This window comes from Pseudarthrobacter sp. MM222 (assembly GCF_947090775.1).
In the GTDB taxonomy this organism is placed as follows: domain Bacteria; phylum Actinomycetota; class Actinomycetes; order Actinomycetales; family Micrococcaceae; genus Arthrobacter.
On record NZ_OX352321.1, the window covers coordinates 3,640,208 to 3,663,151 of the forward strand.

The 22,944-nt window shown below is 66.0% G+C and carries 21 protein-coding genes; 8 read left to right on the plus strand and 13 right to left on the minus strand.

Annotated features, from left to right (window positions below; genetic code table 11):
* The first annotated feature begins 51 nt into the window (after positions 1 to 51).
* The 3 genes from OM977_RS16695 (at position 52) to OM977_RS16705 (ending at position 3,496) form a co-directional block, all read left to right on the plus strand.
* Positions 52 to 369: a DUF6221 family protein gene (locus OM977_RS16695; RefSeq protein ID WP_264355003.1), complete on the plus strand. Its 318-nt coding sequence runs from the start codon at positions 52 to 54 to the stop codon at positions 367 to 369.
* A gap of 247 nt (positions 370 to 616) precedes the next feature.
* A complete protein-coding gene (locus tag OM977_RS16700) occupies positions 617 to 1,957 on the plus strand; it encodes a S8 family peptidase (RefSeq protein ID WP_264355004.1) in 1,341 nt (446 codons plus the stop codon).
* 195 nt (positions 1,958 to 2,152) lie between these two features.
* Complete coding sequence (locus tag OM977_RS16705; protein ID WP_264355005.1) at positions 2,153 to 3,496, plus strand: ammonium transporter; 1,344 nt, start codon at positions 2,153 to 2,155, stop codon at positions 3,494 to 3,496.
* A 103-nt stretch (positions 3,497 to 3,599) separates the two neighbouring features.
* Here OM977_RS16705 and OM977_RS16710 read toward each other — a convergent pair whose 3' ends face one another.
* Complete coding sequence (locus tag OM977_RS16710; RefSeq protein WP_264355006.1) at positions 3,600 to 4,424, minus strand: LysR family transcriptional regulator; 825 nt, start codon at positions 4,422 to 4,424, stop codon at positions 3,600 to 3,602.
* 116 nt (positions 4,425 to 4,540) lie between these two features.
* Here OM977_RS16710 and OM977_RS16715 point away from each other — a divergent pair, with 116 nt between their 5' ends.
* Positions 4,541 to 5,563, plus strand: coding sequence for a 2-hydroxyacid dehydrogenase (locus OM977_RS16715; protein ID WP_264355007.1), 1,023 nt, complete (start codon positions 4,541 to 4,543; stop codon positions 5,561 to 5,563).
* Between the two features lie 27 nt (positions 5,564 to 5,590).
* On the opposite strand, the gene OM977_RS16720 is transcribed toward OM977_RS16715, so the two are convergent.
* Genes OM977_RS16720 through OM977_RS16745 form a run of 6 tightly spaced genes read right to left on the minus strand, consistent with a single transcriptional unit; the run spans position 5,591 to position 11,945 of the window.
* The gene (locus OM977_RS16720) at positions 5,591 to 6,310 is read right to left on the minus strand and encodes a sulfite exporter TauE/SafE family protein (protein ID WP_264355008.1); all 720 of its coding nucleotides are present in this window, start codon (positions 6,308 to 6,310) and stop codon (positions 5,591 to 5,593) included.
* Positions 6,307 to 7,332, minus strand: a complete 1,026-nt coding sequence (locus OM977_RS16725; protein WP_264355009.1) for an ABC transporter ATP-binding protein — start codon at positions 7,330 to 7,332, stop codon at positions 6,307 to 6,309. The genes OM977_RS16720 and OM977_RS16725 overlap by 4 nt, the downstream gene beginning before the upstream one ends.
* Positions 7,325 to 8,425 (minus strand): ABC transporter ATP-binding protein, encoded by a 1,101-nt coding sequence (locus OM977_RS16730; protein WP_264355010.1) that lies wholly within the window; start codon positions 8,423 to 8,425, stop codon positions 7,325 to 7,327. Before OM977_RS16730 ends, OM977_RS16725 begins: the two co-directional genes overlap by 8 nt.
* Positions 8,422 to 9,417 carry an ABC transporter permease gene (locus tag OM977_RS16735; RefSeq protein ID WP_264355011.1) on the minus strand — a complete coding sequence of 332 codons (996 nt, stop codon included), beginning with the start codon at positions 9,415 to 9,417 and terminating at the stop codon, positions 8,422 to 8,424. The genes OM977_RS16730 and OM977_RS16735 overlap by 4 nt, the downstream gene beginning before the upstream one ends.
* Positions 9,418 to 9,425: 8 nt before the next feature.
* A complete protein-coding gene (locus OM977_RS16740; protein WP_264355012.1) occupies positions 9,426 to 10,355 on the minus strand; it encodes an ABC transporter permease in 930 nt (309 codons plus the stop codon).
* 27 nt (positions 10,356 to 10,382) lie between these two features.
* Complete coding sequence (locus OM977_RS16745; RefSeq protein WP_264355013.1) at positions 10,383 to 11,945, minus strand: ABC transporter substrate-binding protein; 1,563 nt, start codon at positions 11,943 to 11,945, stop codon at positions 10,383 to 10,385.
* A gap of 306 nt (positions 11,946 to 12,251) precedes the next feature.
* On the opposite strand from OM977_RS16745, the gene OM977_RS16750 reads away from it, so the two are divergent.
* Genes OM977_RS16750 through OM977_RS16760 form a run of 3 tightly spaced genes read left to right on the plus strand, consistent with a single transcriptional unit; the run spans position 12,252 to position 15,481 of the window.
* A complete protein-coding gene (locus OM977_RS16750) occupies positions 12,252 to 13,202 on the plus strand; it encodes a 2-hydroxyacid dehydrogenase (protein ID WP_264355014.1) in 951 nt (316 codons plus the stop codon).
* Positions 13,199 to 13,594 (plus strand): universal stress protein, encoded by a 396-nt coding sequence (locus OM977_RS16755; protein WP_264355015.1) that lies wholly within the window; start codon positions 13,199 to 13,201, stop codon positions 13,592 to 13,594. Before OM977_RS16750 ends, OM977_RS16755 begins: the two co-directional genes overlap by 4 nt.
* Positions 13,595 to 13,606: 12 nt before the next feature.
* The gene (locus OM977_RS16760; RefSeq protein ID WP_264355016.1) at positions 13,607 to 15,481 is read left to right on the plus strand and encodes a Na+/H+ antiporter; all 1,875 of its coding nucleotides are present in this window, start codon (positions 13,607 to 13,609) and stop codon (positions 15,479 to 15,481) included.
* A 226-nt stretch (positions 15,482 to 15,707) separates the two neighbouring features.
* On the opposite strand, the gene OM977_RS16765 is transcribed toward OM977_RS16760, so the two are convergent.
* The 6 genes from OM977_RS16765 to OM977_RS16790 form a co-directional block, all read right to left on the minus strand.
* A complete protein-coding gene (locus tag OM977_RS16765) occupies positions 15,708 to 16,568 on the minus strand; it encodes a phosphogluconate dehydrogenase C-terminal domain-containing protein (protein ID WP_264355017.1) in 861 nt (286 codons plus the stop codon).
* A gap of 1 nt (position 16,569) precedes the next feature.
* A complete protein-coding gene (locus OM977_RS16770; protein ID WP_264355018.1) occupies positions 16,570 to 17,376 on the minus strand; it encodes a sugar phosphate isomerase/epimerase family protein in 807 nt (268 codons plus the stop codon).
* Positions 17,373 to 18,203, minus strand: a complete 831-nt coding sequence (locus OM977_RS16775) for a triose-phosphate isomerase family protein (RefSeq protein ID WP_264355019.1) — start codon at positions 18,201 to 18,203, stop codon at positions 17,373 to 17,375. Before OM977_RS16775 ends, OM977_RS16770 begins: the two co-directional genes overlap by 4 nt.
* Positions 18,187 to 18,657, minus strand: a complete 471-nt coding sequence (locus OM977_RS16780; RefSeq protein WP_264355020.1) for a ribose-5-phosphate isomerase — start codon at positions 18,655 to 18,657, stop codon at positions 18,187 to 18,189. Before OM977_RS16780 ends, OM977_RS16775 begins: the two co-directional genes overlap by 17 nt.
* Positions 18,654 to 20,396, minus strand: a complete 1,743-nt coding sequence (locus OM977_RS16785; RefSeq protein WP_264355021.1) for a dihydroxyacetone kinase family protein — start codon at positions 20,394 to 20,396, stop codon at positions 18,654 to 18,656. The genes OM977_RS16780 and OM977_RS16785 overlap by 4 nt, the downstream gene beginning before the upstream one ends.
* Before the next feature lie 133 nt (positions 20,397 to 20,529).
* Positions 20,530 to 21,894, minus strand: a complete 1,365-nt coding sequence (locus OM977_RS16790; protein ID WP_264355022.1) for an MFS transporter — start codon at positions 21,892 to 21,894, stop codon at positions 20,530 to 20,532.
* Positions 21,895 to 22,106: 212 nt separating this feature from the next.
* On the opposite strand from OM977_RS16790, the gene OM977_RS16795 reads away from it, so the two are divergent.
* Positions 22,107 to 22,865, plus strand: a complete 759-nt coding sequence (locus OM977_RS16795; protein WP_264355023.1) for a FadR/GntR family transcriptional regulator — start codon at positions 22,107 to 22,109, stop codon at positions 22,863 to 22,865.
* The last annotated feature ends 79 nt before the right edge of the window (positions 22,866 to 22,944 follow it).

A 22,944-nucleotide genomic window follows, 5' to 3' on the forward strand; every position in this document is an offset into this window, starting at 1 on the left:
TCAGGTCTTGAGCGATATCGGACGAACCCCTCGGGCGCGTAACCTCAAGGTGTGGACGTCGTCGAATTCCTGTCCCAGCGGATCGCCGAAGACGAGGCAGCGGCGCGGAATCTGCTCAATGACAGATCACTCTCCCGGTCCGGGGAATGGTACGAGCGCCGCCTCCTGTTGGAATGCGAGGCCAAGAAACGGCTGATCGGCATCGTCGAATCCGCCCGGCAGGCCGCCTTGGCGGCGCTGGTCCGCGAGTCCGACGGGGATGCACCGTGGAGTCCGGAGGCCCTCGAATGGACCAGGCTATCCCTCAATGCCCTCGCATTGCCCTACCTTGATCATCCCGACTTCGAACGGCACTGGCTTCAGCTGTAGGGCCGCTTCCTAGTCCCGGCAGCCGGATCCTGGCCTTTTTTGCCGCCCTCAACGCTGTCCAAGGTTTTTCAAAGGGCCTAACATCGGAGAGGGGGCACTCGATAGCGAAGACGCTTCATGGGAGGCCACAATGTACAGCCAGATCCGCGGTCATCTTGCCCAATCACGAGCATCATCGGCCGCGGGGCGGCCGCGACGGCGTTGGGATGCCGCGTATCCGCCGACGCGGGGAGCGTGGCGCCGGCGGATGCTGGGGATTGTCGCCGCGATGGCGTTGACCGCCGGAGGCGGCGTGCTAACCGCGACCCCGTCGCTCGGCGCCGCGGCGGAGCAAAGCTACATTGTGGTCCTCAAAGACACGGTGCTGGACGCGGGCGCGGTTGCAGCCGCCCACCAAGGTAAATACGGCTTTCCCGCAGCCAAGGTGTACCGCCACGCCGTGAGCGGGTATGCGGGCACGATGACTGCTGCCGAGGCGCAGGCCGTGGCGGTTGACCCCGACGTCGAGTTCGTTGCGATGAGCCGGACCTTTGACACGCCGAACGACCCCGTACCCTCCGACGCCGAGGTCGCCCCGTTCTGGTGGCTGCGCATCGGCGGGACCGTGGACGAGGCCAGGAACACGACCGTCGGAGATGGCAGCAGCGCGAAGGATTCGGTCAACGTGAACGTGGCCGTCATTGACAGCGGAATCGACGGGGCCCACCCGGACCTCAACGTGCGGGGCGGCGTTGACTGCTCCTCGGGCACTCCGGTCAGGGTGGACCCCATCGACAAGCTGGGTCACGGGACCTCTGTGGCAGGCATCATCGGCGCCCGGAACAACAACATCGGGATTATCGGCACTGCTCCCGGCACACCGCTATGGTCCGTCCGGGTGGTTGACGACTACGACGTGATCACCGAGGAGAGCCTGATTTGCGCCATCGACTGGGTCACGTCGACGCGTAAGGACGATGACAGCCGCAACGATATCGAGGTGGCCAACATCAGCATCGGCGGCCCGGGTAGCGACACGGCCGACTGCGGGCGGGGCTCGGATCCGATGCATTACGCGATCTGCCGCTCCGTCAGGGCCGGTGTCGCGTACGCGGTCGCGGCCGGAAACGCGCATGCCGACATCGCCGACACCGTACCGGCCGCCTATCGCGAGGTGCTCACTGCGACCGCGATGGCCGACTTCGACGGACGTCCCGGAGGCGTTGCCGCCCCGCTGTGCGGTGCTGAAAACTGGGCCGACGTCGGACAACGCGACGACCAGCCTGCCTTCTTCTCGAATTTCGCCACGCACTCCAGGGACAAGCGCCACACGGTCTCCGCCCCGGGCGTCTGCATGTTGTCCACCGCGCCGGGCGGCTACAGCGTCAACCACGGAACGAGCTTTGCGAGCCCCGCCGTCGCGGGTTCGGTAGCACGCTGCATCAGCCAGAACGACTGCCGCGGCTCGGGCAAAGACGTCATGGAGGACTTCCTGGACCGCGCCGAGAACTTCAACAAGAACGATCACGACCACGGCTTCGACGGGGACCCGATCCGCCCGAAGGACAAGCAGTACTACGGCTATCTGACCCGACTGGCGGAGTTCTAAACTTAGCCGCTCATGAGGACCCGTTAATATTCCCGAAACATGGCCGTCACGTGATCTTCACGCCGGACCGTTTCCCGTAACTTCCCTGCAATATTTCTTCCCACTCCCCGAAACACGAACCCGGGAGCATTGAACCCGGACTGGGGGCCGGCGGCGATGCGCCCCGGTAATGGATTGTGGAGAAGGGACACGCACGTGGAGCTCACTGCGGGAAACGTCTGGATGCTGGTGTCGGCAGTGCTCGTCCTGCTGATGACACCGGCCCTGGGGCTCTTTTACGGCGGCATGACGCGGGCCAAAGCCTCGCTCAATATGATCATGATGAGTTTCGTGTCTGCGGGAATCGTTGGCGTCGTCTGGGTCCTCTGGGGTTACTCGATGACCGGCGGCAACGGCGTACTGGGGATCTTCGGCAATCCGTTTGCCAGCTTCGGGCTGCAGAACCTCGTCGGTTCACCGGAGCTGATCAAGGCCGGCTACGGTGCGACGTTCGCCATCATCACCGTGGCCCTGATCAGCGGCGCCATCGCCGACCGCGCCAAGTTCACCTCGTGGGCCCTCTTCGTGCCGATCTGGATCACGGTTGTCTACTGCCCGCTCGCGTTCATGGTCTGGGGCGGCGGCCTGATGAGCCAGCACGGAGCCGTCAGCGCGGTGTTCGGACAGGTTATCGACTTCGCTGGCGGGACCGTGGTGGAGATCAGCTCCGGCACCGCCGCGCTGGTCCTGGTGCTGATCCTGGGCAACCGCCGTGGTTTCGGGAAGGACCCCGCCCACCGCCCGCACAACATTCCTTTCATCATGCTGGGCGCCGGCATCCTGTGGTTCGGCTGGTTTGGCTTCAACGCTGGCGCGGCAACAACGGCCGAGCAGGCGGGCCTGATCTGGATCAACACGCTCGCTGCGCCGGCCGCGGCCATGCTCAGCTGGCTCGTCACGGAAAAGATCCGCCACGGGCATCCCACTTCCCTCGGCGCGGCCTCCGGCGTCGTCGCCGGTCTCGTCGCCATCACCCCCTCCTGCGCCAACATCAGTCCCGTCGCCGCCATCGGCCTGGGCCTCCTGGCCGGTGCTGCCTGCGCGGTGTTCGTCGATTTGAAGTACCGGTACGGTTTCGACGACTCGCTGGACGTCGTCGGCGTCCACCTTGGCGGCGGGCTGGTCGGCACTCTCGCTCTTGGCTTCATCGCCTTGCCCGTCGACGGGGCCGGCGGCGGACTTTTGTACGGCGGCGGGCTCCAGCAGCTGACCGCCCAGCTGGTCGCCGTCGTCCTCACCGTGGTGCTGTCCGGCCTCGGGACGGCGGTCATCGGGCTGGCCATCCACAAGACGGTCGGATTCCGGGTCAGCCCCGAAGCCGAGGCCGCCGGGGTGGACCGCTCCGAACATGCGGAAAGCGCCTACGACTTCGCCGACCTGGGCCAGAGCCGCTTCAGCCCGTTCGGGCACTCCGTGCAGGCCCACCCGGTCCGGACCCCACTCGCCGAAGCGACCGAAGCGGGACCAGCCCAGCACGACAAGCAGGAAAGCCTCGTCTAGGCGGGGCTGACCTCCTGCAGGATCGGCTCAATCAGTTCAAGAAGCTTCAGAACAGCAGGATTGGCCGTCTCCTCGTTCCAGGCCAACTCCAGATCCACACGGTTCAACTCGTGCATGCCGTTCCGCCCGTCGATCTCATGGAATTCCACCCCGGAGGAGCGAAAGCCATCGCCGACGCAGGAACTAGGGTGACGCCCAGCCCCGCCTGCACAAATGCCAGGAGAGCCGGGACCTGGCTGGCGTACTGGGTGATGTTGGCATGGGCGCCGGCGCTTGCGAACAACCGGAGCACCAGGTCATGAAAATAACGGGCCTCCTTGGTGGAATACATCAGCAAAGGAAGCCGATCCAAGGCTCCGAGCCGCAATGGCTCGCCATGCGGCGCTGCCATGCTGCTCAGCAACGAGCTGCCTTCGGGCAGCGCCACGACCAGGCGGTCCTTCATGAGGGGCCTGGAGACCACCCCGGGCCTGCCGACGATGGGGCGCAGCAAACCTATATCCACGCTTCCTTTTACGAGCCCGTCCATCTGGTCGGTTGAGACCAGTTCCCGAAGCATGAACGACACTCCGGGCATTCCTTCCGCGGCGAGTCGCAACATCATCGGCAGCGCGCTCTGCCCCGCTATGGCGGTGTATCCCACCGCGATCGCGCCGGCTTGCCCGGACGACACCCGGCGCACGTCCATATCGGTCTTGATGCACAAGTCCAGGATCTGGCGGGCCCTGGGCAACAGGGTCGCCCCCGCCGCGGTGAGCTCCACCTTCCGGCTGGTCCGGCCGAAAAGTTGGGCGCCCAACTTCTTTTCGAGCATCTGAATCTGCCTGCTGAGGGGCGGCTGCGTCATGTTGAGCCTCTCAGCTGCAGCACCGAAATGCAGTTCCTCGGCGACAGCTACAAACGCCTCTAGCTGGGGTAGCGAAAACATCCATACCTTTACTGAATTATTGAGTGCACAAATTAGCTTGGACTTGAATGAATTACTTGCCTATGGTCGGTGATCAGGACCACATTATGCAACCGTCCGACGAGGAGCACCGCGCAGTGAATCAGGCATCGGATCCCGCCCAGCAGTCCCTGAGGATCGTAGTTACGGACCCCATCATCAGCCGCTTCGAGGACAAGCTGAGGACCGACGGCGGCGCCCACCAGTGGGAGCTGGCTGCGGCGTGGACTCCCGAACGCCGGCTTGCCGCCCTGGCGGGAGCCGACGTCGTGATCTGTTCCTCCCTCAGCCGGGAAGAGGCGCAGGCGGCTTCCCGGGTGCGGCTGGTGCACGTTACCGGCGCCGGCTATGACAGGATTTCGTTTTCGCACCTCGTGCCGTCTGCTTCGGTGGCCAATACCTTTCATCATGCGCGGCCCATCGCCGAACACGTCCTGATGGTTACCCTGATGCTGTCCCGGAATGTCGCCGTTGCAGACCGGGAGGTCCGCCAAGGGCACTGGCACACCATTGCCACCGCCAGCGACGTCCCCTTCCATCCCGTCTTGTCCGACATGACCCTGGGCCTGGTGGGCCTGGGCTCGATAGGTGCCGAGGTGGCCCGGGTCGCCGGGCTGCTGGGCATGAAGGTTAACGCGGTGCGGCGCAACCCCGCGGCCCCGCTTCCGGAAGGCGTCCAGCCGGACTGGGTGGGCGGGAACAACCAGCTGCACACGCTGCTGGCCTCGTCCGACGTCGTGGTGCTGACGGTACCGCTGGATGCCGATACGCGAGGACTGATCGGGGCTCCGGAACTGGCCGCCATGAAACCGTCAGCGTTCCTTATCAACGTGGCCCGTGGGCCCGTCGTTGACCAGGCAGCACTGTTCTCCGCCCTAAAGGAACGGCGCATTGCCGGAGCGGGACTGGACGTCTGGTGGGGGTTGCCTGCTGACGGTGTCATTCCGCCCGCGGAACTGCCCTTCGCGTCACTGCCGAACACCGTGCTCACGCCCCACCACTCCGGTCATGCGCGCATCACTTTCGAACGCCGGGCAGGGGACATCGCCGCGAACATCGGGCGCCTTGCCCGCGGCGCGGAGCTGAGCAATCTGGTGCCGCGGCCAGTTCCGGCTCCCTAGCCACACCGCCCCCGGCCACCGCTACCTTCAAGGCAGGACAAGCTGCAGGATCAGCAGGACGCTTCCAACCGCCGACGCGCCCAGGGCGAGGGCCTTCAGGCGTGCCGGGTTAAGGAAGCGGTTGATAAACCGGGAGGCCGCATAGCCACCCACAGCAGCCGGCACCATCCACAGCGCCAGAAGCAGTATGTTCTCGGTGACCGCCCCTGTGATCCAGAGCATCAGCATCGAAATCGAGGAGCCCACCATAAAGAAAGCGCTCATGGTGCCGCGCAGCCGCGGACCGGAGTGCCCTTGCCAGACCAGTGCCATGGGCGGGCCGCCGATGGACGTGGCCGTGCCCATGATGCCGGAAGCCGCGCCGGCCGCGATCAGGTTGATCCGGACAGGCCGGGGAGCCCAGCCCCTCCCCGCGAGGACCAGGCCGGTCAGCACCACGGCCACCACCATCCACGCGAGGCCCTGCCTCGAAAGGGCCGTCACCAGCCAGGCACCGAGGAAACTTCCGGGGACCCGGCCCACCAAGGCCCACCCGGTCCCCCGCAGGTCCAGGCTTTGCCGCTCCCGCACAGTCACCATCACCGTGACCAGGAGGGCCAGGAGGATGAGCGTGGCCGGCAGCAGCGCCGGGTCCACGATCGCGATCACCGGCGCCGCGAGCATGCCCATACCGAAGCCGCTGGACGCCTGCAGGCACGCGGCCAGGAAGATCGCCCCTGCAATGACGGCATACTCGCCAACTGTCACTGGGCCGCGGCTGTAGCGCCAGTCAGACCCTTGATGGCATCCAGCGGGAAGTGGCACTCCGCTACGTGCTGCGTGCCGTCCGGTGCTGCCAGGACCTGAGGTTCCGGAGACACTTCGGCGCAGACGTCCTGGGCCTTCCAACACCGCGTCCGGAACCGGCAGCCCGAGGGCGGATCCAGGGGCGATGGCAGTTCGCCCGTCAGGACAATCCTGTCCCGCCTGGTCCCGCTAACGTCCAGCTTCGGGGACGCGGACATCAAGGCAGCCGTGTAGGGGTGCCGCGGGTGGTCAAAGACTTCCTCCGTGGCCCCTGTCTCGATGATCCGGCCGAGGTACATCACCGCGACCCGGTCTGCCACGTGCCGGACCACCGTCAGATCATGCGAAATGAAGATATAGGACACGCCGAGCTCCTGCTGGAGCTCGTTGAGCAGGTTCAGGACCTGCGCCTGCACGGACAGGTCCAGGGCCGAGACTGGCTCGTCGAGGATGATGACATCCGGGTTGAGGGCCAGGGCTCGGGCGATGCCGATGCGTTGGCGCTGGCCGCCGGAGAACTCCTGCGGCGACTTGCGTGCGTCCGACGGACGCAGCCCCACCATATGCAGCAGCTCCCGGACCCTGGCCTCGCGTTCGCGCGACGTGGGGTACAGACTGCGGTGGGTAGCCCACGGCTCGGCGATGATGTCGCCGGCGTTCATCCGGGCGTTCAGGGACGCAAACGGGTCCTGGAACACCATCTGCACCCGCCGTCGCCACGTCAGCAATTCCTTGCCGCGGAGCCCGAAAGGATTGGTTCCCTCAAATCTGACGGTCCCTTCATCCGGTGTTTCCAGCATCATCAGGGTCCGCGCCAGGGTGGACTTGCCGCAGCCGGACTCGCCCACCAGCCCAAGGGTCTCCCCGCGGCCCACCGTCAGGCTGATACCGTCCAGGGCCTTGAGCCGGGTGTTGCCGCTGGCGCTCTTGGCCACGTGGAACGTCTTGGTCAGGCCGTCGATTTTCAGAAGCGGCTCAGACATTGTTGATCTCCTCGCTGAAGTGGCATGCGGCGGTGCGGGCCGGCCGCGGATCCCCGGAAGGTGCGTTGCCGGAATTGCCGGTGTTTGTGCCGGTAACCGGGCGGAGCGCAGGGCGCTCGGCACGGCAAATAGCCTGGACCAGCGGGCAGCGGGACTGATAGACGCAGCCGGCCGGGATGTCGTGGAGCTCCGGGGGGCTGCCAGCAATGGACTTCAGCTGCGCGCCCCGCTCCAGGTGGACCGGCACTGATTCCAGCAGCCCCTTGGTGTAGGGATGGCGCGGGTCGGCGAAGACCTCGGAGACGGGTCCGCTCTCCACGACGTTGCCGGCATACATCACGGCCACCGTGTCTGCTTCCTCCGCTACCACAGCGAGGTCATGGGTGATGAGGATGACGGCCATTTGGCCCTCTTCACGAAGCTTCCGCAGCAGCTGCATGATCTGCGCCTGGACGGTGACGTCCAGAGCCGTGGTGGGCTCGTCGGCGATCAGCAGGCGCGGGTTAAGTGCCACGGCCATGGCGATGAGGATGCGCTGCCGCATGCCGCCGGAAAACTGGTGCGGGTAGGAATTTACCCTGGATTCCGGCTCGGGTATTCCCACCCGTTTCATCAGGTCAATGGCCTCCACCCGGGCCGCCTTGGCGCTCAGGCCGTGGTGGATACGGAAGGCCTCGCCCAGCTGGGTACCCACGGTATAGACAGGGTTCAGCGCGGTCAGGGCGTCCTGGAAGACGATGCCCAGTTCGGGCCCGGCAAACTTGAGCCTTTCCTTGGGACTGAGCGCGGCCAGGTCGGTGCCATTGAGGATGATCGTTCCGCCGGCCAGGTCGCAGACGGGATCCATAATTCCCGCCAAGGCCTTCGCGGTCATGGATTTTCCGCAGCCTGACTCCCCCAGCAAGGCCAGGGTCTCGCCGGCGCGGGCCTCAAAGGCCACGCTGTTGACGGCGCGCACCGTGCCGCGGTGCGTGCGGATGTCTACCGCCAGGTCGCGGACCTGCAGCACGATGTCGTGCGCTTTCGCCTGGACGGTCGCTGTTGCGGCGGTACGGGAACGTTCGGCGGGAGCTTGTTCGGCAGCTGTTTTCATGGCTTTGCCTCCTTGACTGGGATGCGGGCGATCAGCCGCTTGCGGGGAAGCGCCAGGCGCCAACGCTGGGCCGGATCCGTGGCGATCCGGAGCCAGGCGGCGAGGACGTTGGCGGCGATGGTGGTGACCACAATGGCGACGCCCGGGAAGATGGACAGCCACCAAGCCGTCTGCAGGTACTGCCGGCCCTGCGACACCATGAGGCCCCAGCTGACGTCCGGCGGCTGGATGCCGATGCCCAGGAAGCTCAGCGAGGATTCGGCAAGCATCACGTAGCAGAACTCAAGCGTGGCCAGCGTCAGCAGGGTCGGCAGCACCACTGGAATGACGTGCCGGACGATGATCGCATTGGGCTTGGCCCCGAACGTGCGGGCAGCATCCACGAATGTCCGGCTCTGAAGTTCCGCCGATTCGGCGCGGGCCGTGCGGAGGTAGATCGGGATGCGCGTAAGTGCCAGGATCAGGACGATGTTGGCTGCGCTGGGACTGAACACATAAAGCACGACGACGGCGAGCAGCAGGGACGGGAAGCTCATGATGACGTCGGCAACGCGCATGGAGATGCTCTCCCGCCAGCCGCGGTGGTAGCCGGCCCAAACGCCCCACAGCGAGCCAAGGAACAAGGCCACGGCCACGGCAGGCAAGGCGACTGACAGGGTCGTCCGGCTGGCCACCACCAGCCGCGCCAGCATGCTCCGCCCCAGCGAATCGCTGCCCAGGAAGTACTCCCAGCCGTGCGCGAGCGTGAAGGGTGGCTTGTTGGCAAACAGCAGGTTTTGTTTGGTGGCCAGATCGCCCATCAGGGCCGGTCCGATCAGGGCTGTCAGGCCAATGAGGACCAGGAGCACTGCCGAGAAAGTGGCAAAGCGGTCCTTGAGGAGGAGACGGAACAGGCTGAGCTTTCCATCCTGCTTTCCATCCTTTTCATTCTGGCGATCGGCAGCCGCTGGCAGCTGCTCCGGCACCGCGGCGTCACTGAGTGAACTCTTCATGGCTACTCCTAAGCCTTGGCCGTAACGGGACGGACGCGTGCGTCCAGCAGTGCGTAACCCATGTCGATGAGGATGTTCAGGGCGAAGATCGCGACGGCGGTGAGCAGCACGGCTGCTTGCAGCACCGCGAAGTCACGCTGCAGGATCGAGTCGATCATGAGCTTTCCGATGCCCGGCCAGCCGAAGATGGTTTCCACCACCACGGCTCCGTTAACCAGCCCGACAGTGAGGTCGCCGGCCACGGTCAGCGCGGGAGCGGCAGCATTGCGCAGCGCGTGGTGTGTAACCACGCGGAACTCGCTGGCCCCGCGGCTGCGGGCCAGTTTGATGTAAGGCTCCGAGAGCGCCGAGACCATGGAGCCCCGGACAATCTGGACCAGCACCCCGAACGGCCGCAGGAGCAGGGTGGCGATGGGCAGCACCCAGGCGCCGGCTCCCGACACACCGGATGTCGGGAGCCAGCCCAGGGTAATGGCGAAGACCCAGATGCCCACGATTGCCAGCCAGAAATCCGGGATCGAAGCGGCGGCCATCGAAACGAAACTTGAGATGCGGTCGGCGATGCCATTTGGATTCAATGCCGCCCAGCAGCCGACCACGAGGGCCAGCAGCACGGCCAGCACCATGGTGGTGGCGGCCAGCTGCAAGGTGGCCGGGAAGGCGCGCAACGCCATGGCGGCGGCGTCCTGCCCGGTGCGCAATGACTGCCCGAAATCGAGCCGGAGCACTCCACCGAAGTAGTCCGCCATCTGTAGCAGGAGCGGCTGGTCCAGTCCGTTGCGGGCGGTGAAGTCGTCGCGCATCTGTTGTGTGGCGTTCAGGGGCAGGTATAGAGCGGCCGGGTTGCCGGTCATCCTGGCCAGGGCGAACACCCCGACGACCACCACCACCAGCGGCAACGCGCTGGAGACGATCCGCTTTCTCAAGTAGTTCAGCATGGTTGTCCTTCTCTCCCGGAGGTCCGGCTACTTTGCCGGGGTCATTTCCGAGATGCGCAGCTCATCACCGCTGGATGAGTTCGGCGTGTAGTTCACGGATTTGGCCTTGCCGAGGATGCCGGTCTGGTGTGAGATGTGGGCGAACTGGACAACCTTGTCGCTCTGGTAGGCGAAGATCTCCTCGAAATCCTTCTTCCGCTGGTCGCCGGAGGCCGCATCGGCCTTCTTGATCATGGCGTCGAACTCCGGGGTTCCGAAGTGGCTTTGCGCTCCAGTCGAGAGCATGTACTGGTCAACGGTGAAGGCTGCATCGCCGGCCTGGTTGCCGTGCTGCACCATCACCGCCGCCGCTCCTTCATCCTGGGCGAAGGGGCGGGTCTGGTAGGTCAGCTGCTGGCTGGTTTCCAGCATTTTCAGCTTTACGGTCAAGCCGGCCTGGGTGAGTTGCTCCTGCAGGACCTGGGCCAGTTCCGTGATTTTGGGGAACTGCGCGTTGCGGACGACGAGCGAGATCTGGGCACCGGTGTCTACGCCGGCTGCCTTGGCTTCTGCAACAAGGGCTTTGGCCTTGTCCAGGTCGAAGGACCAGGGCTTAAGGGCTGCATTGTGTCCCACAATGCCTTCCGGAACCAACTGGGCTGCCACTTTGTGCTTGCCCTGGTAGAGGGAGTTCACGATTCCCTCCTTGTCGATCGCATAGTTCACGGCCTGGCGGATGCGGACGTCGTTCAGTGGGGCCTTGGTTCCGTCGAACCGGAGGGCGACCGTCTCATTGTTCGGGTAGTCGATTCCCAGCTCACCGATGTTGTCGTCCGGGCCCAATCCCATGGCCACGTCCGCCTCGCCGCTGGTGATCATGGCGGCTCGCACGGAGCTCTCGGAGCGCCATTGGTACTCGGCTTTGGCGTACGCAGGTTTGTCCCCCCAGTAGCCGTCCCAGCTGGACAACGTGATTTTCTGGCCCGCGTCCCAGGTCTCGATCTTGTAAGGCCCCGTGCCGATCGGCTCACGGACTTTCTCCGTGGCGCTCGTAGACGTCGGAACCACCTCAAGGAACGACAGGCGCAGCGGCAGGATGGGGTCCGGCTCCGGAGTTGTGACGGTCAGGGTGGTGGCATCCACGGCCTTCACAGCGAGGTCCGCGTCGCCGAAGACGTAGCCCTCCACGTTGCAGCCGAGCTTGGAGTTGACGGCCCGTTCGATGGTGAAGGCGGCGGCCTCGGCGTTGAACGGCGTGCCGTCCTGGAATTTGACCCCTTCGCGGAGTTTCAGGGTCCACTCGGTATCGGAGGTGGCTTCCCACGTGGTGGCGAGTTTAGGTTCGAGTTCACCGGTCTGCGGGTTCCGCTCAATCAGCGGTTCGGTGACGTTCGAGCGCATCACGACGCCGGTGGACGTCAGGTTGGATTCGCAGGCTTCCAGGGTGGGCGGTTCCTGGCTGAGGACCACGCGGACGGTGTTCGAGGCGGCGGCGGCGCCCTCGTTGGAATTGGCAACCGAGCAGCCGCTGAGACCCAGCACCGCGACGGACGCCAGGGCTGGCCATTTGAGCAAGGCAGCGGAAACGGGGAGTTTTGAAGAAGACGTCATTGGATTCCTCCGGGTTGGATTCTTGCGGCAGCGGGGTGCTCTTGCACCAACAAGCATCAAAAACCTGGTGCTTTTCGGGCCGCGCTGGACTCAAGCTAAGCGACGTCTGGGAGCCCCACAAGGATGTTTCCTGGCCTCGGACCGCTGCGAAGCGGCAGGAATACATCGCCAGCGGCATGTGACGGCCACCACTTCCCCGGGAATTCCGCGCGGTTCCGCCGAAGTGCTGCCATCAATTCAATCCGGGCATCGATCAATGCCATTTACATGTTGGACGTGTATGGGTCCGAAACCTAGGGTGCAGATATGAAGAACAACGCCGTCCTCCAGGTAGGGCCCCTCATGCCAACCGTCCAAGAAGCCATCACGGAAGACTACCGGGCGGTGCGTCTCCCCGATTCCACTGACGAGCGGACCGAGTTCCTGCGGCAGCACGGGGAATCCTTCGAGGTTGCTGTGACCTCCGGAAAGGTGGGCGTGGGCTCGGAGGTGATGCGCTCCCTGCCGAACCTCCGCGCGGTGATCAACTTCGGCGTCGGCTATGACACTACGGACGTGGCACAGGCAGCCTCGCGGGGCATCACCGTCAGCAATACTCCCGATGTCCTTAACGACTGCGTGGCCGACACGGCCATGGCACTCTACCTGGACCTCCTGCGGGGCATCAGCTCAGCGGACCGCTTCGTCCGCCGCGGTGACTGGCTTAGCAAAGGCAACTTTCCCTTGGCCACCAAGGCCAGCGGGAAGAAGGTAGGCATCCTCGGGCTGGGCAGGATTGGCCGCGTCATCGCCCGGCGGCTCGAAGGCTTCGACTGCGAGATCAGCTACCACAGCCGCAACCAGGTGGAGGGGGTCAGCTACCGCTACGCGGCAACACCGCGCGAACTCGCCGCAGGCTGCGATGTTTTCATTGTTGCTGCCGCGGGCGGCCCGGGCTCAGCAAGGCTGGTAGACGCTGCAGTCATCGATGCGATCGGGCCGGAAGGCTATCTGATCAATATCGCCCGGGGATCCGTAGTGGATGAGGACGCCCTCGTGGCCGCCCTGCTGGCCGGTCGGCTGGCCGGCGCCGGACTGGACGTGTTCGCGGAGGAGCCGAAGGTTCCCGAGGACCTTCTCGCCCTGGAGAACGTCGTCCTGCTGCCCCACCTCGGAAGCGGCACGCACGAAACACGCGCCGCGATGGCCGAACTTACCCTCGCCAACCTGCGCTCTTTCGTAACCACCGGCGCCGTGCTGACGGAGGTGCGGGCATGAGCGTCGCCGTGGGGTACGTCGCCAGCCAGGAGGGCCGTGCGGCACTCAGCGCAGCCATCCAGGAAGCCGCGTTGCGAAACACGGACCTGCAGATCATGGGCCCCCTCCCGGGAGTGGCGTCCGCCGAGGCGGATGCGGATATCCGGGAGGCCATCGCCGCCGCCGCGGCTGCGGGCGTCGCCGCCTCGCTGCGGCCCGATGACGGCGGCACCGACGCGGCGGACCTGATGATCGACGCCTCCTACGAGGCTGACGTTGAGCTGATTGTCATTGGCGTGCGGCGGCGTTCCCCAGTGGGGAAGCTGTTCCTCGGCAGCACCGCCCAACGGGTCATCCTCGAGGCCGGCTGCCCCGTCACGGCAGTAAAGCCCGAGGTAGGCTCCCGCAACTGAGAGAATGGCTCAATGGAAGTCGCGCTGGGACTGGTGGTTCTCGTCGCGGTGGTCTGTGCCGGCAGTGCGCTGGGCCGGAAGTTCAACGTTTCCGTCCCGCTGCTGCTGGTCCTCACGGGCATCGCCGGTTCCTTTCTGCCATTCGTTCCCCCGATCGAGCTGAACCCCGAGCTCGTCCTGGTCGGGCTGCTGCCGCCGTTGCTCTATGCGGCGGCGCTGCGGACGTCCCTGTACGACTTCGGCTCCAACCGGCGCGCCATCGGCCTGCTCTCGGTGGGCTATGTCATTTTCGGCACCATCACCGTGGGTCTGGTGGTGTGGTGGCTCTTTCCGGAAGTCCCGTTGGCCGCGGCGATCGCCCTGGGTGCGGTGGTGGCGCCGCCGGACGCCGTGGCCGCGACCTCGATCGCCCGCAAGGTGGGCATGCCGCGCAGGATTGTCAGCATCCTCGAAGGCGAGTCGCTGGTCAACGACGCCACCGCTCTCGTGTGCCTGCGCGCGGCCATCGCCGCTCTCTCGGGATCGGTCTCTGTGGCCCAGATCGGCGGCGATTTTCTGCTGGCGGCCGGCGGCGGACTCGTGGTGGGCCTGGCCGCGGCGTACATCCTTACGGAGCTCCGCAAGCGGATCCGGAACGTCGCCATCAACACCTCGACGTCGCTGATGGCGCCTTTCCTCGCCTACCTGCCGGCCGAGGCGATCCACGCCTCGGGGGTTCTCGCCGTCGTCGTCACCGGCCTGGTGATGGGCACGAAGGCGCCGTCCATGCCGAACGGCGCGGCGCGCCTGAGCCAGCGCAGCAACTGGAACACGGTGCAGTTCCTGCTGGAGAATTCGGTTTTCCTTCTGATCGGGCTCCAGGTCCGGACCATCATTGACGGGGTCCGGGACGACTCGCTCGGGACCGAACGGATCTGGGCGGGGTGCGCCGTGATCCTGCTGGCGGTGCTGGTGCTCCGGCCGATCTGGGTGTTCCCCGCGACATATCTTCCCCGGCTGATCCCGGCCGTGCGCCGCAAGGACCCCGCACCACCGTGGACCTACCCCGCGATCGTGTCCTGGGCGGGAATGCGGGGGGTGGTGACGCTGGCCGCGGTGCTGGTGCTGCCTGCGGACCTGGAACACCGCTCCGTGCTGATTCTGGCCGCGATGGTGGTGGTCGCCGGCACGCTGACGCTGCAGGGGTTCACGCTCCCGGCCGTCGTCCGGTTCCTCCCGGTCCAGGGCCCCGATCCCCGGGAGGACGCGTTGAACCAGGCCTCGCTGGTGCAGCTGGCCACCGCCGCCGGCGTGCAGCGTCTGGAGGAACTGCGCACCGAAACCGATCCTCCGGAGGTCGTGGCGATGCTGACGCGCCGCACCCAGGAGCGTGGACTGGCGGCCTGGGAGCGGCTGGGCCGTCCGACGGCGGAAGCGTCGACTCCCAGCCAGCGCTACGCCCAGCTGCGCCTTGCCATGCTGGAGGCGGAACGGGCCACGGTGCTGGAGCTGCGGCGCGGCGGCGAGTACGCCCACGAGATCCTCAGCAAAGTCCTGGACCAACTCGACATCGAGGAGTCAATGCTCGACGTCGCGTTGGATGAGCTGGACACGGCCGAGGGTGGCGGCGGGGAAGGGATCGCGCGGCCCGGCGGAGTCTGCAGCCACCTCGAGTCCGCCGTCTCCCCGGACGTGCCCCGGGACGCCTTCTGCGCCGACTGCGTCCGCGAGGGCACGACGACGGTCCACCTCAGGATGTGCCTGGTCTGCGGGCAGGTGGGGTGCTGTGATTCCTCGCCCGGGACGCATGCCTCGAAGCACTTCGACGCCACGGGCCACCCGGTGATGCGGAGCATCGAACCAGGCGAAGACTGGCGCTGGTGCTACGCGGACGACCTTCTCGGGTGACGCGTCCTGGGTCCGGCTGTCAGGGGGCCAGGGGGATGTCGAAAAGCGCTGCGGCCCGGCCCGCAATCGTGCATCGACTGGGCCCCGCCCGCTGCCCCGGGGACGGGCATACAGACTCACCCGGCCACCCTGACGGCGGGCGCAAGAAGACGACGCCGGGAGATTCCCGACGTCGTCTTCTGGCCTTGCTGCTCGGTGCGCCCTGGAGCGGCGCCGATCGGATGAATCAGCGCTTGATGGCGTCCAGCTTGAGCATCTTGGCGATCACGCTGTCCAGCTCGGAGTCGTCGAAGATCTTCTTCCAGTCGTCCTTGATGATGGTGTCCTTGCCGTACTGGATGGCGATTTCGCAGGCCTCGGAGAACGGGTTGGAGCCGCGCAGGGCGTTGGTCAGGGCGATCTGCACATGGCCGAACAGCATCGCCTTGGCTGCTCCCTCCGGAACGCCGGCGGTGTGCACGGTCTCGTGGAGTGCCTCGTTCAGCAGGGTGCCGATCATGCAGGCCACGGTCTCCACCAGGGTGGGTTCGAGGATGGCCAGCTGCTTAACGGTGACCCAGTGGACGTCGATCACGGGCGCGTAGATGACCTTGATGGTGGCCTCGGCGGCCGCTCGGGTCTCCCCGGAGGCGTTCTCGTCGATGGCGGCGACGACATTCTGGGGGGCGCCCTGGCCGCCGAAGGTATCGGCCCATTCTTCCTTGGTGGTGCGTTCCAGGAACACGGACGGGTGGCACGGGTGGGCCACGGCCTGGACGACGTCGTCGCGCTTGGCCAGCAGACCGGCGTAGGCGGCTGCGGGGTCAAGCGTGAGGAGGATGGCGCCGGACTTCATCTGCGGGACCACGCCCTGGGAAACGATGCCGAGGACGGTGTCCGGGACGGCGAGGATCACGACGTCGGCGTCCTTGATGGCGTCCTCGGTGCTGCTGATCTCGCGGCCCTCGGCGCGGACCCGTTCCTGGCCGGCCGGGGAGTTCTCGCTGTAGAAGACGTTATGGGCGCTCTTCTGGAGGTTGGCTGAAACACGCAGCCCCATTTTGCCTCCGGCACCGATGACGGCGATGGTCAATTGTTCTGCTGACATTTCACTTGCTCCTTAGGAAATCGAGGCTTTGTTGGGTCCACTGGTTTTCGAGGCGGATGGTCTCGTCTTCGGAGTCCTGCCACGGCAGCCAGTGCTCGACAATCTGGTTGATGTTTCTTTCTTTGGGCTGCAGCTTTCCGGCCATGTAGTCATAGTCCAGAAGGCCCTCGCCGAGCGGCGCGCCGGAGTATGTGAACCCGACCCACCCCTCCTTGCGGCTGAACGCAAAGTCTTTGATGTGCATGTTCAGGACATACGGCGCGACGGCGTCTATCACCTCACGGGGCAGCTCAAGGGCGGCCACGGTGTTGGCGGGATCGCTGCAGATGCCCAGGTTCGGATTGCCAACGCTGCGGATGACGTCCAGGACCCGGGAGGTGGGTACCTGTTCGTAGGTTTCCAGCGCGATCTTTACCCCGGCCGCTTCGAACTCCGGCAGGACCTCCCGGAAGATGGCCGTGGCCTCCTCCGTTGAGGGGGTGTGGCCGGGGCTGTTGAACATCGTCCGCAGCAGCGGGGATCCGAGGATGCCGGCGATGCCCAGGAACTTCCGGAGGTGCTCCGGGCGGATCCCCTTGGTCCCCACTTCCAGCGCTATCCCAAGCGAGTCCGCGGTTGCCTTGACGTCCGCGAGCTCCGCGGCGCTCATGGATTCGAGCGGGACGTAGTCGCAGATCTGGAACAGGTCCACGCCCAGGGCGGCAGTGCGTTCCAGCGCCTGGTGGATGCTGAGCGGCTTCGAGACCTTCTCGGAAAGCTGCCAGAAGAAGGCGTAGCTGCTCAGCCCGATGGTGGCGGTGCTGCTCATGCTGTCGCCTCGGTTCCGATCGGAAGCCCGAGCCGCGCGGAGGTCTCATCCAGGATGGTCCTGAGCGCCTCCGGGTCATGGGCGAAGCGGCCCAGGAAGAGGCCTGCAACGGCGGAGTCCAGCTGGCCGATCAGTCCGGGTCCGGCGCTGCCGCCGTAGATGACCCGGCTGTCGGCCTGGCCGGGCCGGCTACGAAGGTGGGCATCAAGGCCGCGGATGACGTCGCTGATGAAGGACGGCGTGGCGGGTTCGGCGGCGCCGATGGCCCACTGGGGTTCGTACGCGACGATGGTCCGTCCGGACTGGCCGAGGCTCTCGGCCCGGTTCAGCACGGCATCGATTTCGCGGATGCAGTACCGCGCGGCGTCTGCGGCTGTCCCGCGGGCAGGTTCCCCGACGCACAGGACAGGAGTCAGGCCGTTGCGGAAAGCGGCGGCGGTCTTCAGCCCGATCACGTCATCGTCCTCGCCGAAGATCCGGCGCCGCTCGGCGTGGCCCACTTCCGCGTAGCGGCCACCGACCTCGGCGATGATTTTGCCGCCGACTTCGCCGGTGAAGGCGCCCTCATCCTTCCAGAAGATGTCCTGGGCGCCGGAGGCTACCCCGGCAGCGCCGAGGACCCGCGCCGCTTCGGCGAGCACCGGGTGGGATGGCAGGGCGAAGAGTTCGATCTCGCCGCTGCGCACTGCGGGGTGGCCCGCAGCGAACCCGGCGACGTCGCGGCACCAGTCGAGTGTGCGATCGTAGCCGAAGTACATCTTGAGGCTGACGCCGATGATGGCCTTCGGCTGAGTTTGGCCCGCGGGGCCCTTAGCAGGAAGTGACACCCTCGTAGTCCTTAATCAAAGTGACTTTCTCGGCCGAGGCTGAGGTCTCGTCGAAGGTGTAGGTGAGCCATTCGCGGGCGAGCCGGCGGGCAAGCTCGAGGCCGACGACACGCTGGCCGAAGGTGAGGACCTGGGCGTTGTTGCTCAGCACGGAGCGTTCCACCGAGAAGCTGTCATGGGCCGTGACGGCACGGATGCCGGGGACCTTGTTGGCAGCGATGGCGACACCAAGTCCGGTGCCACAGACCAGCAGCGCACGGTCCGCCTTGCCGGCGGCGATGAGCTCGGCCGCGGCAATGGCCACGGAGGGGTAGGGGGTGTGGCTGGTGGCGTCCACGCCGACATCCTGGACGGATTCGACGAGGTCGCTCGCCTCAAGGTCGGCCTTCAGGGTTTCCTTGTATTCGAATCCGGCGTCGTCGGATCCGATGACCAGGCGCAGTTTGGCGCTCATGCGTTCTCCTTTGTAAGGGTTTTGGAAATGGCTCGTACGATCAGCGCCATGGAGACGGCGCCGGCATCGGGGGTACCGAGACTCTTCTCGGCGTGGGGACGTGCACGCCCCATGAGCGGCAGCAACTGTGCGGTGCCCTCGGCCGCCTGCTCGGCGACTGTAGCTGCCGCGTCCCAGGCTTCGCGGAGGGTCTGGCCGGCGCTGACGCCGGTGCTGAGCGAGTCGCGGAACGGGACCAGGACATCCACCAGGGTTTTGTCGCCGGGTTTTGCCTTGCCGAATTCCATGATCGCGGCGGCAGCCCGGGCCACGCCGTCGGCGACGGCGCTCGCGTCGGGAGCCTTGGAGTCACCGAGGGCGTCACCGACGGCGCGGAGCGCCATCCCCCACAGCGCTCCCGACGTGCCGCCGGCCTTGTCAGCCCACGCGTCACCGGCGAGATGAAGCGTGGTCGCGGCCCCTGCCCCGCGGGCAACGGCGTCTGCGGCGGCGGCTACAGCCGCCCCGATTCCCCGTTCCATGCCGATGCCGTGGTCGCCGTCGCCGGCGATGGCATCGATCCTGCCGAGTTCATCGGCGTTGGCATCCACCACTGCCTTCGCCGAGCCCAGAACGTCAAGAATGCGGAGGGCTCCGGCGCGGGACTCTTCGGTAGCGTCCGGGATGGCGCTTTCGACGTCGTCAAAGCCGCCGGCGCCATGTCCCCCGCCGGGGACTTCCAGTGCCTCGGCCGTAACGGCGCCGCGGCGGAACGATGGGGTGTCGGCCGGGGCATTCCAGAGGGATTCAAGTTCAGCGTCAAGCCAGAAGAGGGTCAGCGAGGTGCCGGCCATGTCGAAGCTGGTCACCAGCTCGCCCACCTGCGGGTCCACCGCTTCCAGGCCGGCTTCGGCAAGGAGCTGGGCAACGCGGCGGTAGACGACAAAGAGCTCTTCGTATTTGACGCTGCCCAGGCCGTTGAGGATGGGAACCACGCGGTGCGGGCTGTCACCTGTTCCTTCGGGGATCTCGGTGAGGAGCCTGGCGACCAGCAGTTCGGCGAGCTCATCCGCCGTCGGGATGTCCGTTTCGTCGATGCCCGGTTCACCGTGGATGCCCATCCCTACGGCCATGCGGCCTTCGGGGACGGAGAACAGCGGGTGGTCGGCGCCCGGCAGGGTGCAGCCGGAGAAGGCGACTCCGAAGGAGCGTGTGCGGTGGTTGGCGCGTTCGGCGATCTCCGCCACCTGGTCCATCGAATATCCGGCCTCCGCGGCGGCCGCGGCCACCTTGAAGACGGTCAGGTCGCCGGCGATGCCGCGCCGCTTGGTCCGCTCTGCCAGCGGCGCGGAGGAAACGTCGTCGGTCACGGCAATGCTGCGGCAGTCGATGCCTTCCTTGCGCAGGCGATCCTGCGCCTGGTTGAAGTGCAGGACGTCCCCGGCGTAGTTGCCGTAGCCCAGGAGCACACCGCCGCCGTTGTTGGCCGCCTTGGCCACGTTGTACACCTGCTGGGCGGACGGGGAAGCGAACAGGTTGCCCATCGCGGCGCCGTGCGCCAGGCCCTGGCCCACCAGGCCGGCGAAGGCGGGGTAGTGGCCGGAGCCGCCGCCGATCACCAGCGCCACGGTGTCCGGTGTGCTCTTGGTGTTGCGGACAACGCCGCCGGAAACGCGCTTCACCCAGCGTCCGTGGGAGGCGACAAAGCCCTCGATCATTTCGTCAGCGAAGGCTGCGGGTTGGTTGAACAGGCGGGTCATGGGAAAGCTCCTGGGCCTAACTAGGGCGAAGTCGTGATTCTGATGCTGAGGGGGTGAAGGGTTGGCGGCGGTATGCGCCGGGCCGGGCTTGGTACGGGGGCGCCCTCGGATGAGGAGAACGCCCCCGGGTCTGTTACGGCTCGGCGTGGTGTCCGGCTCCCGTGGGGTCCAGGGCTTCAGCCGGAATGCCTTCACTGACCTTGCCTGAGCGGCTGAGCAGCACCATGAGAATGGCGGAAAGGAGCATGAAGCCGCCGACGACGAACATCGGTACGGTGTAGGCGCCGGTCAAGTCCTTGAGCCAGCCGGTGATGTAGCCGGCGCTGAAGCCTGCCAGGTTGCCCACCGTGTTGATCAGGGCAATGCCGGCTGCCGCCGCTGCTCCGGTGAGGAACTGCGTGGGTACGGTCCAGAAGTTGGGCAGTGCGGCGAAGATGGACATGGCCGTGATGGTGATGACGGCGATGGTGGCGGCCGGCGAGCCGGCGAACAGAGCCAGCGGGATGCTGAGGGCGCCGGTGAGAGCCGGAAGCGCGATGTGCCAGGTCTTGACGCCGCGCTTGGTGGCGTCCTTGGACCAGAAGTACAGGGCGAACGCTGCGGGCAGGTAAGGAATGGCGGTGATCAGGCCCTTCTGGAAGACATCGAACTTGGTGCCGTAGATGCCTTCGAAACCGGCGATGATCGTGGGCAGGAAGAACCCGAGAGCGTAGAGGCCATAGATGAAGCCGAAGTAGATGGCGGAAAGCATCCAGACGCGGCCGTTGCCGAAGACGGTGCGGACGCTGACGTGCTTGTTGCTGGCCGCGGTTTCCTTCTTTTCCGTCTCAAGGGCGGCGGTCAGCCAGGTCTTTTCCTCCTGCGTCAGCCACTTGGCCTTGGCGGGGGAATCGGCGAGGTAGAACCAGGCGATGATGCCGATGATGATGGCGGGGATGGCGACGCCGAAGAACATGACCCGCCAGCCAGCGAGTCCGAAGAGTCCGTGCTGCTGGATCAGGAGGCCGGCGAGCGGGGCACCGATGACGGTGGTCAGCGGCTGGGCCAAGTAGAACAGGGCAAGGATCTTGCTGCGGTGCCGGGAGGGGACCCAGAGGCTGAGGAAGAGAATGGCGCCGGGGAAGAACCCGGCCTCGGCCACGCCCAGGATGAACCGCAGGACGTAGAGCTGTTCCACGTTGCCCACCCACGTAAACAGCAGGGAGACAATGCCCCAGCTGACCATGATGCGGGCAAGCCAGCGCCGGGCGCCAAACTTGTGGAGGGCCAGGTTGCTGGGGACCTCCAGTAGGATGTAGCCGATGAAGAAGACGCCGGAGGCGAAACCGAACTGCGCTGCCGAGAGGGCAAGGTCGGTGTTCATGCCATTGGGACCGGCGAACGAGATAGCTGTCCGGTCCAGGTAGTTGATGAAGAACATCAACGCAACGAACGGCACCAGCCGCATCGCCACTTTCCTGATTGCAGATCTTTCGACCACCGATTGTGTGGTGTCCACATTGACTCCTAGATGTTGGTCTCCGGCAGCGTCCTTCGCTGGATGCCGGGAGGGTGTCTCAGGGCCTGTTAACGCGAAGCTTGCCGGCCCGCGAGTAAGCCTGTGATTAACACCATAAGACCGTTTAGGAAATTGGTCAACCGGTTGACATGTACGTTTCTCGAGGTGATTGTGCGGCACTTTTCCGGGGGCCGGGTTGTTAGGCTTTGAGTGTGTCCGTTAACTCCGCCGCATCGTCGGCCAAGATCAGTGCCGCCCTCGGTTCCATGGAACAAGGCTCGGTGGTGTCCGAGGTGGCAGAGCGGCTGCTGGCATATTTCACCAGCGGAGAGATCGCCGTCGGAACGCGGCTGCCGGCGGAACGTCAGTTGGCCGCATCCCTGGGTGTGGGCCGGTCCGCTGTTAGGGAGGCGTTGGCCGCCCTCGAGATCCTGGGGATCGTCATCGTCCGGCCCGGCTCCGGAACATATCTTCGGGACGGTATTTCCGAACTGCTCCCCCGCACCCTCAGCTGGGGGCTCATGCTGGGCGCCCCGCGCACCCGCGAACTCGTGGAACTCCGCGGCGGCCTCGAGGTGCAAGCCGGGCAGCTTGCAGCCCTGCGGATCAGCGATGAGGCGCTGGATCGGATGCGCGGCAACCTCGCCACGATGGAGGGCAGCCTGGACGATCTGGATGTCTTCGTGGAGGCCGACGCCGCCTTTCACCGTGAAATCGCCACCAGCTCGGGCAACCAGGTCCTGCAGGAACTCCTCCAGAGCATCCGCTCGCTGCTGCGCATCTGGGTTGACCGGGCGCTGACCGAGAAGGGCCATGCGGCGGCGGCCCTGGCCGAACACTGGGAGATCTTCCGCGCACTGGAAGCCCGGGACGAGGCTGCCGTCACGGCCGCCATGCACTCGCACATGGACACGGCCGCCCGGCGCCTGCTGGCCGGGTTCGACGCCGACCAGGCTGAGGCCGGCACCTAGCTCCCCTGCCGGCGCCTCCTCCCCCGGCGTGCGAAATCGCTGGAAACCTGCGAACTCGCCGGGACATTCCGGCGAACCG

Coding starts and splice junctions, on each gene's coding strand:
- OM977_RS16700 (WP_264355004.1), top strand. CDS start 617: ATGCTGGGGATTGTCGCCGCGATGGCGTTGACCGCCGGAGGCGGCGTG.
- OM977_RS16710 (WP_264355006.1), bottom strand. CDS start 4,424: ATGTTTTCGCTACCCCAGCTAGAGGCGTTTGTAGCTGTCGCCGAGGAA.
- OM977_RS16725 (WP_264355009.1), bottom strand. CDS start 7,332: ATGTCTGAGCCGCTTCTGAAAATCGACGGCCTGACCAAGACGTTCCAC.
- OM977_RS16730 (WP_264355010.1), bottom strand. CDS start 8,425: ATGAAAACAGCTGCCGAACAAGCTCCCGCCGAACGTTCCCGTACCGCC.
- OM977_RS16735 (WP_264355011.1), bottom strand. CDS start 9,417: ATGAAGAGTTCACTCAGTGACGCCGCGGTGCCGGAGCAGCTGCCAGCG.
- OM977_RS16740 (WP_264355012.1), bottom strand. CDS start 10,355: ATGCTGAACTACTTGAGAAAGCGGATCGTCTCCAGCGCGTTGCCGCTG.
- OM977_RS16745 (WP_264355013.1), bottom strand. CDS start 11,945: ATGACGTCTTCTTCAAAACTCCCCGTTTCCGCTGCCTTGCTCAAATGG.
- OM977_RS16750 (WP_264355014.1), top strand. CDS start 12,252: ATGAAGAACAACGCCGTCCTCCAGGTAGGGCCCCTCATGCCAACCGTC.
- OM977_RS16755 (WP_264355015.1), top strand. CDS start 13,199: ATGAGCGTCGCCGTGGGGTACGTCGCCAGCCAGGAGGGCCGTGCGGCA.
- OM977_RS16760 (WP_264355016.1), top strand. CDS start 13,607: ATGGAAGTCGCGCTGGGACTGGTGGTTCTCGTCGCGGTGGTCTGTGCC.
- OM977_RS16765 (WP_264355017.1), bottom strand. CDS start 16,568: ATGTCAGCAGAACAATTGACCATCGCCGTCATCGGTGCCGGAGGCAAA.
- OM977_RS16770 (WP_264355018.1), bottom strand. CDS start 17,376: ATGAGCAGCACCGCCACCATCGGGCTGAGCAGCTACGCCTTCTTCTGG.
- OM977_RS16780 (WP_264355020.1), bottom strand. CDS start 18,657: ATGAGCGCCAAACTGCGCCTGGTCATCGGATCCGACGACGCCGGATTC.
- OM977_RS16785 (WP_264355021.1), bottom strand. CDS start 20,396: ATGACCCGCCTGTTCAACCAACCCGCAGCCTTCGCTGACGAAATGATC.